The sequence below is a fragment of the Neochlamydia sp. AcF84 genome, assembly GCF_011087585.1.
Taxonomy (GTDB): Bacteria; Chlamydiota; Chlamydiia; order Chlamydiales; family Parachlamydiaceae; genus Neochlamydia.
On record NZ_VJOT01000021.1, the window covers coordinates 155,311 to 166,531 of the forward strand.

The following is an 11,221-nucleotide window of genomic DNA, read 5'->3' on the forward strand; positions in this document are numbered from 1 at the left end:
TAAAAAAATCAAATAAAAACTAAAGTTTTTTAGGATGATGAATTTTATTGTAAACTTGTCGTTTAGGAATAGAACGCAGGGTAGCGACCTGTTTGATGGCTTCTGGTAAAGAGATAGCATTTTCTTGCTGAAGCCTAAAAACATGTGCTTCAATCGGTAGGTCGGCCCATTCTTCATAAGAAGGACCAGAATTTTTAGCAATGAGCAACACAATTTCACCTTTGAATTTCTTCTCTAAATGACGGGCAATTAATTGCTGGGCTGTGCCGCGCACTACTTCTTCAAATTTTTTGGTAAGCTCACGGGCGATAACGACTTCGCGATGAGCATCTAGACGATGGATGGCTTCTAATGCCTTCTGAATGCGTTCAGGGGATTCATAACAAATGGAGGTAAAAGGTTGGTTTAAAATTTCTGCAAGAGCTTTTATTAAGGCGCCTTGTGGACGTGGCAGAAAGCCATAAAATAAAAAATGGTCGGTCTCCAATCCTGAAATGCATAGAGCGCTTATGGCTGCACAGGCGCCGGGAATAGAGGAAACTTTTAAATTTTCTTGTAGGCATCTTTTAACCAGGCGAGCACCTGGATCAGAAATACCAGGGGTACCAGCATCGGAGATTAAGCAGATGGTTTTGCTGTTTTTTAAGTCCTGGATAACTTGTTCTTCTTTATAAGCTTCATTAAATTTATGAAAGCTAATTAAAGGCTTATGAATCTCATAATGTTTAAGTAGGATCAGGCTATGACGTGTGTCTTCACATAAAATATAATCGCAGGCTTGCAGAGTTTCAATTGCTCTTAAGGTAATATCTTTTAAGTGACCGATCGGTGTTGCAACTAGGTATAGCAAATTAAATACCTCGAAGAGAGAGGGTAAAGAGCTTTTAAGAATGAGTTAATGTTAAGAGAGAGCTGGAAAGCCTAATAAATTAAGGTGGCACCCAGATTCGAACTGGGGATCGAAGCTTTGCAGGCTTCTGCCTTACCACTTGGCCATGCCACCTTAGTTAAGCAAGAGAACCTTATATCCTATCACCTTTTATACCGTCAATATAAAAATGTTGGACTGGTTTTAAAGACTTAAGCTTAAATTTTTTTATTTATAAAAATATATTTTTAAATAATATTAACTTTTATTTTTTATTATATTGAAGTTTATAAGATGGTTAACTATAATGTTTACCATAAATATAGATTTATTGCTAATATGGAGATAAAATGAACATTTCCCCTAACGATTCTTACCTCAAGAGTCTTTCACCCCCTCGTGAGCCTAAGCAACCCCCACCTACGCCAAGTAGAAATAGCGCTTGTAGAGGAAAACATCCTAGAAACGAAGAAAAAGATTTGCTTTTACCTCCTTTTAAATTACCTAAATTAGAACAGGAGGATACTCCTTCACCCAAAACCAGGCTGGGGATAAAATTAGACTTCGGGGCTGCTTTAAATGAGCCCGAAAAGCTATCTTTCCCGCATTGTACAAAAAGAGCAAGGACCATCGAAGAGCTTAGCCATGATGAAAAGGATGTAGATAGCCTCAATTGTAAGCATCGCAAATTAGATTTTGATGAGATAGCTTTGCCTAAGAATAAGCCTGCGTTAAAAATCGCTTTCGGTACTTCTTCTTCCCTTCCACCTTTGCCCTTTGCTGGCACTAAACCTACGATGCTTTCAAAAAGCTCTGTTTTGGCTCGGAAACTTTTTTCCCTTCCTGGTGCAGGTAAAGCTGCTGAGAAGCCCCAGCGCTTGCAATTTTCGCTTCCTCCGCAAGAGGAAAAAAAACAAAATGCTTTAACTCAAAGTGCTGTTCTTCCTCTTTCCTATTATAAACAAGAATTAGTAAAACCTAGCCTGGAGCTATTGCCGGATGATAAAAAAGGTCTGCTTTATGAGGGTCCTGACTTAGAGGATAAATTAGGGAAAATATTGATTAAAAAAGGGGAGAGATTAATTTTAACTTATCTAGGCCATGGAGATTTTCATCATGTATGGAAAGTAGAAAATGTTGATCTGGTTATTAAAATATTAAGAGATGATACTTTAAGTGAAATGAAGAGAAAGCAATCGATTATTACCACTGAAAGGGCCTATAAAAAATTGCTAAAATTGACTCCCCAGATGAAAGGAATATCTGTGGCGCATATTTATAACATTGAGGATATTTGGGAGAGAGGCTACTACATTTATGAATATATTGCCGGTGAAACCGCTTTTAAAGATATAAAGGATGTGTTCTCTCAAATATTTGCTAACCCGGACTATTATATTGCGGACTTATCTCCTGGCAATGTCCGTACCAAAGAAGATCACAGTGTTATTATTGATCCTTATGATGAAGGAGAGATCCCTTTGCAGCATCAAGCCATTGATCTTGCGCGGGTGATTATCCAATGGATAAAGCATGAGATCAAGGTAGCTCCTTCCTTTGCTCCAAATATTGCCGAGTCTGAAACCAAAGAAGATCATCAGCAATTCTATGGTGAGCTAAATAAATTTTACAAAGAGATAGAAACCTATTTGAATGAGATGTCCGCTAAAGAGGATGGACTCTGGCAAGAGACTAAGAATAAAATACAAGATAAGTTAGAAGCGGGGATAAAAAAAGCAGACTTTAAAATTGAATCCATTTACCTATGAAAACAAAAGCTTTATAGGCTTTTTTCCTTTGAAAAGCTTTGAAAGCGTTGCCTACACGCCGCATTCAAAGCTTCTTTTTCTTTAGGCATGGGTCATTATTGTTTTAGAAAGCTGCCACCATTTTTTCCAGTCTTGACGAAGGCTTTTTTGTAAGGCTTTCATTTCCTTTTTAATCTCTTTTAATAAAGGAGTTTCGGTGCACTGCGCTTTTAACTCTCCATAACGGCTCTTAAGCTGAGAAAAATCTGTCATCTTTCTGACTATGTTACTAGACAATTCATTAATGATAGGCTCCCATTCTATCCTTTTACTTTCCCATGACTTCACTAATTTTTCTCGAAGCAAGTAGGCATGTTCTGTCACCATCCGCTTTTTGATGGTGTACTTATCTGTCTTACGTAAATGATAGGTTAAACCTAATTTGCTAAGTAACCAGATCAACCATTTCGTAGGATCAAACTGATACCAATAGATACCATTGCGATAATCGTTAGCGTAGGTATGGTGATAGTTATGGTATCCCTCTCCAAAAGTCAAAAAAGAAATGATATAATTGTTAACGGCCGAATGCTCCTGTGAAAAGGGTTGATCTCCCCAGGTATGAGCAAGAGAGTTAATGAACCAGGTGGAATGATAAAGACAAAATAATCTTGCTCCTACGGCAAAGGTTAAAGCCCCTGTATAATCATTTAAAAACCAGCCTAAACTGAAGAAAACTAATGAATTGGTTAAAATAAATAAAAGCGGGTAAAAGCGGTGTTGGAAAACAACTAAAGGATTGCTGATTAAATCAGAAACTACTTTAGGGTTGATGGGCTGAGGCTTCTCGATGATCCACAAGAAGTGAGCGTACCAGAAACCTTTTTGGATAGAATATGGATCCTGGTCAGTATCTACATATGCATGATGCAGACGATGATCATAAGACCAGCGTAGCGCACTTCCTTGGCCTGCCATGGAGCCAAAAAACAGTAAAAACCCTTCTAGAAAAAAATTTGTTTTATAAGAGCGATGAGAATAAAAGCGGTGATAGCCGCCTGTAATGCTTAAGCCTGTAGCATATAAAAGCCCCACGCTTGTCGCCACCATCGAAAAAGTAGGCTTATTATAATAAAAATAAAAAGGAAGCCAGATAATTAAAGCTGCCTGGAAAATGATAAGAAAAATGGTGGGAGACCAATTAACTCCCTTTTTTAAATTTATCATGGAAAACCATAGGTTATAAAGAATAGGTGTTTAAGAGGGGGAGTATAATGCGCTAAAGTATAAAAGTCAATGTAAGAATAAAATTTATTGTTTGCATTTTCATCTTATGCTACAAAATAAAAATTTTGATCAAGCACGTAAGATGACAGATTATGATAAAAGTAGATTTTTTACGCCCCTTTTTATTAATAGCTTTAATATTTTTGCTAGCTGCTTCCTGCGGAGGCGAAAAATCCTTGCCTCCTCCTCCCTTTGTAGAAGTAAGTGCTTTAACTATTCAAAAAACCACTATTCCCTGGATTTATGAATCGGTGGGCTATGCCGAAAGTTCTCACCAGGTTGAAATCCGTGCGCGCGTAGAGGGCTACTTGGAAGAGATTGCCTATATAGAGGGGGCCGAAGTAACAAAAGGGCAGCTGCTTTTCAAATTAGACCAAACTCCTTTTATAGCGGCTGTTGAACAAGCCAAAGGAAACCTAGCAAGAGAAAAAGCTCTTTTAGGGAATGCACAACAAGCTGTAGAGCGCTTAACACCTTTGTATGCCAAGCATGCCGCCAGCAAAAAAGATTTAGATGAGGCCACAGCAAATTTATTAGCTTCCCAAGCTAGCGTGCAAGTAGCAGAGGCCGCGTTAAAAGTGGCAGAAATTAATTTAAGCTATACCCTCCTAACTTCTCCTATTAATGGTCTTTCGGGAAAATCAAGCTATCGTCAAGGCGCTCTTATTTCCCCTGGCTCTAATCAGCTCATGACTTCTATCACTGTTTTGGATCCTATCTGGATTTCCTTTAGCATTTCTGAAAATGAGATTTTAAAAATAGATAAGGAGGTTAAAAATCGTACGTTAGTTTTACCCCAGGATAAAAATTATGGGGTAGAGGTGATATTAGCGGATGGCAGCCGGTATCCTTTTCGCGGAGAAGTTAACTTTTCTGCTCCCACCTATGATCAAAAAACAGGCACCTTGTCGATGCGTGCCCAGCTTCCTAATCCTAAGCTTATTCTTAAGCCAGGCCAATTTGTTCGCGTCAAGGTTAAAGGAGCTATTAAACCTAACACCATCTATGTTCCTCAAAAAGCCCTGTTGGAAAGTAAAACAGGAATGTATGTTTACATCGTAAGGGAAGGGAAAGCTGCCATACAAAATGTGACCGTAGGAGATTGGTATGGTGATGACTGGATTATAGAAGAGGGATTGAGAGAGGGGGACCAAGTGATTGTCGATGGTATTAACAAAGTGGGACAGGGCACTCCCATCAAGGTCACCAAGGAAATTAAGGTGGATAAGAGTCACAAGCAAGAGCTTATCTTGCCCCAATTAGGGGAATAAAGGATGAAAATTTCCAACTTTTTTATCGACCGTCCCATCTTTGCTAGCGTTTTGTCCATTATTATCATGTTTGCCGGTTTTATTGCTTTAATGAATTTGCCGATTGAGCAGTACCCCAATATTACTCCTCCTCTTATCCAAGTTTCCACCTATTATCCAGGTGCGGGTGCCCAAACCATTGCTGATAGCGTGGCCGCTCCTTTGGAGCAGCAAATCAATGGGGTAGAAAATATGATTTATATGTCTTCCCAAAATTCATCTTCGGGTAATTATCTTTTGAATGTTTATTTCGAAGTGGGTTCTGATCCTAAAAAAGCCCAAATTGATGTCAATAACAACGTAAGTAAGGTGTTGGCTCAATTACCTGAGGAAGTGCAGCGTCAGGGGGTAATCGTGCAAAAGCAGACTCCTAATATTCTTTTGTTTGTAGCTTTGCAATCGCCGGATGGTCGTTATAACGATATTTTTATGAGCAATTATGCCACTATTAATGTGGTAACTGAATTACAGTTGATTCCGGGAGTAAGCCAAGTTAGCATTATAGGAGCTCGAGATTATGCGATGCGCATATGGCTTAAACCTGACCGCATGGCACAGTTGGGAATTACTACGTCCGATGTTGTGGACTCTATTAGGGAGCAAAACAGCCAAGTACCCGCTGGTATGATAGGAGGGAACCCTACCTCTCTACCTATTGAGCTAACTTTACCCATGCTAGCTACAGGGCGACTGACGACGGCAGAAGAATTTGAAAACATTATTATCAAAGCAAATGCCGATGGTTCGATGGTCTTTGTGAGAGATGTAGCAGAGGTCGAGCTGGGTGCTGCTAATTATGATGTCAATGCTAAGCTTAATAATAAGTCGATGACAGCCATTGCTATTTATCAGCAATATGGAGCCAATGCTCTAGAAGTTGCCGATAAAGTTAAAGCGAAGATGAAAGAATTAGCTACCAGCTTTCCCAACGGGATCGAATATACTATTCCTTATGATACCACCAAATTTGTAAAAGCCTCTATTCATGAAGTGGCCATCACTATTTTAGAAGCTGCCATTTTAGTGGTTTTAGTCGTGCTTCTTTTCTTGCAAAATTTGCGGGCTACCTTAATTCCGATGCTTGCCATGCTTGTATCTATTGTAGGAGCATTTGCAGGGATGCTTGTACTAGGATACTCCATCAATACTTTAACATTATTTGCTATGGTTTTGGCTATTGGCATTGTAGTCGATGATGCAATTGTCGTTATTGAAAATGTTGAACATAATATGCGCGCCTTAAAATTGCCTGCTCCAGCAGCTGCTAAAAAAGCCATGGCCGAGGTATCGGGTCCTGTAATAGCCATTGTTTTTGTGCTGTGCGCAGTTTTTATTCCGGTAGCCTTTCTGGGTGGAATTACAGGCGAGCTCTATCGTCAATTTGCTATTACTATTTCCATTGCCGTGGTGATTTCAGGTGTTGTCGCCTTAACCTTAAGTCCTGCGCTGGCCGCTCTATTATTAAAGCATAAAAAAGAGGATTCAAAATTTACGATTAAATTTAATCATGCTTTTGAAAGGTTGGGAAATCGATATGTAAAAATTGCACGCCTACTCCTTATGAATCCTCTATGGGCTCTATCTATTTTTGTGATCGTTTGCTCTGCTGTAGGTTTTATGTATAAGCTAGTCCCTTCTAGTTTTGTTCCTATCGAAGATCAAGGCTATATCATGGCCGTCGGCATGCTACCCGATGGGGCTAGCCTACATCGCGTCGATGCTGTAACTAGCCAGATAGATAACCTAACCAAGACTCATCCTGCTGTCACCGATGTGGTTGCCCTAGATGGTTTTGGATTATTAGATGGTTTAAATAGAAATAACCAATCTAGCTATTTTATCGTATTCAAAGATTGGAGTGAGCGAACGGGCAAGAATCAAGCGGCTCCAGCCTTATTGCAGCAGTTAGCTCCTAAATATGCAGCTTTGCAAGAGGCGGTGGTTATTCCTTTCAATCCACCTGCTATTCAAGGCATAGGCAGTGTGGGCGGCTTTGAATTTTGGGTACAATCCAGGTCTTCAGGTAATATTGAATCATTGGAAAAATACGCAAAAGAAATTGTTGCTAAGGCTAACCAAAGCCCTATTCTTAGGGGTGTTTCTACCAATATCGACGCTACGGCTAAACAGTTTTTCCTTTCCTATGATCGTGAAAAATCTAAAAGCATGGCTGTCTCCATTGCTGAGGTTTATCAAACTCTACAAGCCATGATGGGCTCTTTATATGTTAATAATTTTAACAAATTTGGCCGCGTATATAACGTCTATGTTCAAGCAGAAGATATTTACCGTAGCACTCCTTATAAGCTTGGAGAAATCTATGTCAGATCTTTAAATGCAAGCATGGTTCCTTTGAAGTCTTTGATAAATATACGCAATATCAAAGGACCTTCCCTGATTAGCCGCTTTAATAGTTTTAATGCCGCCAGAATCAATGGAAGTGCAGCGGCAGGCTTTAGCTCGGGTCAGGCTATGGCTGCTATGGAGGAGATAGCGCGGGAGATACTCCCCCCTGAAATGTCATTTTCATGGGGCGGGCAATCCTATCAAGAGAAAAAAATGGTAGGCACAGGCCTTAAAGTCATGGCGGCAGGTTTGTTCATGGTTTTTCTCATACTGGCAGCCCTTTATGAGAAATGGTCTTTGCCTTTTTCCATTTTAATGGTGGTGCCTTTTGGCCTCTTGGGAGCCTTTTTGGCTGTGTGGATGAATGGAATGAGCAATGATGTCTATTTTCAAGTAGGCTTAATAACCTTAATTGCTCTTTCTGCAAAAAATGCAATTCTCATTGTAGAGTTTGCAGTGATCAAGCACCAAGAAGGCTTGCCTTTAGCAGAAGCGGCTTTAGAAGCTGGAAAGCTGCGCTTAAGAGCCATTTTGATGACTTCATTAACATTTATATTAGGCGTTGTGCCTTTATTCATCGCCAAAGGAGCAGGAGCTGCCAGCCGCAACTCGGTGGGTACGGGCGTCTTAGGAGGAATGATAACAGCTACCTTTCTAGCTATTTTTTTTGTTCCTTTTTTCTATAAGTTATTAGAAGAAATAGCAAATTGGAAAGGAAAGAAACAAGGCTATTTATCCTCACATACTTCTAAAGAAATATCGGACAAGACAAATGTATAATTTAAAGACAAAGGCTTATCAAGGCGGGCGTTTTTTTCTCGCCTGTATAGGTTTATTAATAATTTCCTCTTGTGTTTTTAGGCCCAATTATACGCGCCCTCCCGTGAATATACCAGAAAATTGGCGCTTGCCTATGCATGAGGCCTGTAGCTTAGCAAACATCTATTGGTGGCAGCAGCTTGGCGATCCGGTATTAGAGGCTTTAATTAGGGAGGCTTTAAAAAATAATTACACTCTGCAAGCAGCGATGGCTTCGGTAGAAGCCTATCATAGCCAATTCAGAGCTACCAATTCCCAGCTTTTTCCTCAAATTACGGGGGATGGTAGCGCCTTAAGGCAAGGGCTTTCGGCTCAGTCTAATTTAGGTCTTGCGCAAAACTTACGCTTAATAAACAGCTTTTCTGCCTTGTTGTCTTGTGCTTATGAATTAGATATTTGGGGGCGTCTAGGTTCTGCTTCTGATGTGGCTTTAGCTCAATATTTAGGAGAAATTCAAGCACGCCGCACCGTTATCCTTACCTTAGTAAGTGCGCTAGCCAACAGCTATATCACCTTACGGCAATATGATGAGCAATTGCAAATAGCGCAGCAAACTCTAAACTCCTTTCAAGAGTCTTTGCAATTAATGACAGACCAATGGGAGGAAGGGGAAAGCTCTGAATTACCTATTATGCAAGCAAGCGCTGAAAGAGATACAGCTGCTAGCCTTGTTAAACAATTAGAAATTAATGTAGCTCAGCAAGAAAATCTTTTGTGCATTTTATTAGGGCGTAATCCCGGTAATATTAGGCGGGGTAAAATACTTGAAGAGCTTGCGCAACCTCCTTCCATTCCAGCTGGATTGCCTTCCGACGTGCTAGAACAAAGGCCAGATGTGATGCAAGCCGAATTGAATTTGATAGCTGCCCATGCCAATGTGGGAGTGGCTAAAGCTAACCTATTTCCTCGTATATCTCTTACCGGATATTATGGAAATCAAAGCTTTGCATTAAATACGCTTTTTAAAGGTGCTGCTTGCGCTTGGCAAGTCGGTACAACTTTTAGTGAGCAGATATTTAATGGGGGGCTTTATATTGCTCAATTAGATCAGGCGCATGCGCAAGAAAAGCAAGCTCTGTTTTCCTACTATAACACTATACAAACTGCTTTTAAAGAAGTGGAAAATGCGTTAATTGGTCATTCTAAGAGCTTAGAGGTATTAGAAATACAAAAGGATCAGGTGCAAGCTTTGCAAAAATCTCTTGCTCTGGCTTTACTAGCCTATGACAATGGCCAGGTGGATTACTTAAATGTTCTAGATGCCCGAAGAAATCTGTTGTCTGCACAGCTTAACTTAGTTCAAGCTCGCAGTGCTACCTATACTACCTTTATTGGAGTCTATAAAGCTTTAGGAGGGGGATGGGTACAAGAGGCGGATACATTAGCTACTGAAGGGTAAAAGTGCGTTTATCCCTAAAAAATTATGTTTTTATTCAAACTCTTTACTCCTTGTTTAGCCTAAATTTCTAATTATCAGAGGATTATAAAATATTTAACTTCTAAAGATTTAAGCTTGTCTATTCAATAAATCGAAAAAAAGTGAAGGGAATTTAGTCTAAGATATAGCCGTTTAAATTTTATTTTTCTAAGGATATATGTATAATTAAATGGCATGGTATAGTCACACGATTTAAGAAAAAAAGCTTTAAATTATATAGAGAATGGCGGCTCAATCACCACAGCTAGTGAGGTGTTTGGCGTAACAGTTCGCACGTTAACAAGCTGGATTAAGTGGAAAAAACAAGGTTGCCTAGCTCCTAAAAAAAGACGGCAGAGCCCCAGCAAAATTAATAGTGAATAGCTAAAATTGTATATGAAACAAATAGCTGAAGCAATCAAAAAAAGGATTAAAAATGAGTAAGTTATTTAAAGGGCTTAAAAAAGGGCTTGAAGAAGCTCTAGCATTCACAGAAAGAAAGGTTACGCTTAAGTCAGAGCTTATCGAAATCCCTGAGCCTCCAAATGAATATAAGGCTATCGATATTAAGAGAATCAGAGAGAAAAATCATTATTCCCAAGGAATTTTTGCAAAAGTATTAAATGTAAGTGTAAAGACAGTTCAATCTTGGGAATCCGGAACCCGCGCTCCAAGCCATGCAGCGCTGCGACTTTTAGAAATTGTAGACAAAGGTTTTTATGATCCTCAAATTTTTAAGCCTCTATAATGGTGATAGTTTCATGGTCGTTTTTCCAATTAAAAGCTGAGTCTGCTTACAGAATGTAGGGATTAGCCAAGTAGGTTTTTGAAAATGCTCGGTTTCTTCCAAAGTTGAGATGTTTGGGTAGGCTATGATAATTAGCGAAAATTTTTCTATTACTTAAATTTGTTATACAAGTACTTGTAATTCCTTTTCATTTTACTTTTGGCTAGGAAAATATTGATGCCACAGCTTAAAGCAGGTCAGCTTGTAATTATGGACAATACTATCTTTCATAAATACCAAACCACCCATGAGCTTATCAAAAAGGCAGGATGTAAGATTTTGTTTTTGCTGCCTTATTCTCTGAATTTAAATCTTATTGAAATCTTTTGAGCTAATTTGAGAAGGTTACTATAGCGAACTTAAATAAATTTTCTACTCTTGCTTAAACCATTGATTTCTCTTTTTTAAGTATACGTTAATGGAAAGAAATATAGGATTTAAATCACTATTTTTTCTCCTACTCTGCCAGTTATGCATAACATCCTTTTTACCAAAAAGTTTGCGAAGAGACTACTTTTTTCAACAGGAGCATGCCGACTTGGGTGTAAACAAAAGTGTTGGCAATTCTTTTTAAGCAGCAGCTTTGTAGGAATTCCAGTAAGCTTCCCAATAACCATTTAATCTACCTATTCTTAAGTT

Annotated in this window: 8 protein-coding genes and 1 tRNA gene; 6 read left to right on the forward strand and 3 right to left on the reverse strand. The window is 39.1% G+C overall.

Annotated features, from left to right (window positions below; genetic code table 11):
- Positions 1–19 precede the first annotated feature (19 nt).
- Positions 20–850, reverse strand: coding sequence for a 16S rRNA (cytidine(1402)-2'-O)-methyltransferase (gene rsmI, locus NEOC84_RS02020; protein ID WP_166154799.1), 831 nt, complete (start codon positions 848–850; stop codon positions 20–22).
- Between the two features lie 82 nt (positions 851–932).
- Positions 933–1,003: transfer RNA gene (locus tag NEOC84_RS02025), tRNA-Cys, on the reverse strand.
- A 215-nt stretch (positions 1,004–1,218) separates the two neighbouring features.
- Here NEOC84_RS02025 and NEOC84_RS02030 point away from each other — a divergent pair.
- Positions 1,219–2,637, forward strand: coding sequence for a hypothetical protein (locus tag NEOC84_RS02030; protein ID WP_166154801.1), 1,419 nt, complete (start codon positions 1,219–1,221; stop codon positions 2,635–2,637).
- A gap of 81 nt (positions 2,638–2,718) precedes the next feature.
- On the opposite strand, the gene NEOC84_RS02035 is transcribed toward NEOC84_RS02030, so the two are convergent.
- Positions 2,719–3,843, reverse strand: a complete 1,125-nt coding sequence (locus tag NEOC84_RS02035) for an acyl-CoA desaturase (protein WP_166154803.1) — start codon at positions 3,841–3,843, stop codon at positions 2,719–2,721.
- Positions 3,844–3,995: 152 nt separating this feature from the next.
- Between NEOC84_RS02035 and NEOC84_RS02040 the strand changes: the two genes are divergently transcribed.
- The 5 genes from NEOC84_RS02040 to NEOC84_RS02065 all read left to right on the forward strand — a co-directional run bounded on the left by NEOC84_RS02040 (position 3,996) and on the right by NEOC84_RS02065 (position 10,912).
- On the forward strand, positions 3,996–5,174 hold the full coding sequence (locus tag NEOC84_RS02040) for an efflux RND transporter periplasmic adaptor subunit (RefSeq protein WP_166154805.1): 1,179 nt from the start codon (positions 3,996–3,998) through the stop codon (positions 5,172–5,174).
- Between the two features lie 3 nt (positions 5,175–5,177).
- On the forward strand, positions 5,178–8,339 hold the full coding sequence (locus NEOC84_RS02045) for a multidrug efflux RND transporter permease subunit (RefSeq protein WP_166154807.1): 3,162 nt from the start codon (positions 5,178–5,180) through the stop codon (positions 8,337–8,339).
- Positions 8,332–9,777 carry an efflux transporter outer membrane subunit gene (locus NEOC84_RS02050; RefSeq protein ID WP_166154809.1) on the forward strand — a complete coding sequence of 482 codons (1,446 nt, stop codon included), beginning with the start codon at positions 8,332–8,334 and terminating at the stop codon, positions 9,775–9,777. The genes NEOC84_RS02045 and NEOC84_RS02050 overlap by 8 nt, the downstream gene beginning before the upstream one ends.
- Positions 9,778–10,231: 454 nt before the next feature.
- Positions 10,232–10,543: a helix-turn-helix domain-containing protein gene (locus tag NEOC84_RS02060; RefSeq protein ID WP_166154811.1), complete on the forward strand. Its 312-nt coding sequence runs from the start codon at positions 10,232–10,234 to the stop codon at positions 10,541–10,543.
- A 216-nt stretch (positions 10,544–10,759) separates the two neighbouring features.
- Complete coding sequence (locus NEOC84_RS02065) at positions 10,760–10,912, forward strand: transposase (protein WP_166154813.1); 153 nt, start codon at positions 10,760–10,762, stop codon at positions 10,910–10,912.
- Positions 10,913–11,221 lie beyond the last annotated feature (309 nt).

Coding starts and splice junctions, on each gene's coding strand:
- NEOC84_RS02060 (WP_166154811.1), top strand. CDS start 10,232: ATGAGTAAGTTATTTAAAGGGCTTAAAAAAGGGCTTGAAGAAGCTCTA.
- NEOC84_RS02045 (WP_166154807.1), top strand. CDS start 5,178: ATGAAAATTTCCAACTTTTTTATCGACCGTCCCATCTTTGCTAGCGTT.
- NEOC84_RS02035 (WP_166154803.1), bottom strand. CDS start 3,843: ATGATAAATTTAAAAAAGGGAGTTAATTGGTCTCCCACCATTTTTCTT.
- NEOC84_RS02040 (WP_166154805.1), top strand. CDS start 3,996: ATGATAAAAGTAGATTTTTTACGCCCCTTTTTATTAATAGCTTTAATA.
- NEOC84_RS02050 (WP_166154809.1), top strand. CDS start 8,332: ATGTATAATTTAAAGACAAAGGCTTATCAAGGCGGGCGTTTTTTTCTC.
- NEOC84_RS02030 (WP_166154801.1), top strand. CDS start 1,219: ATGAACATTTCCCCTAACGATTCTTACCTCAAGAGTCTTTCACCCCCT.
- NEOC84_RS02065 (WP_166154813.1), top strand. CDS start 10,760: ATGCCACAGCTTAAAGCAGGTCAGCTTGTAATTATGGACAATACTATC.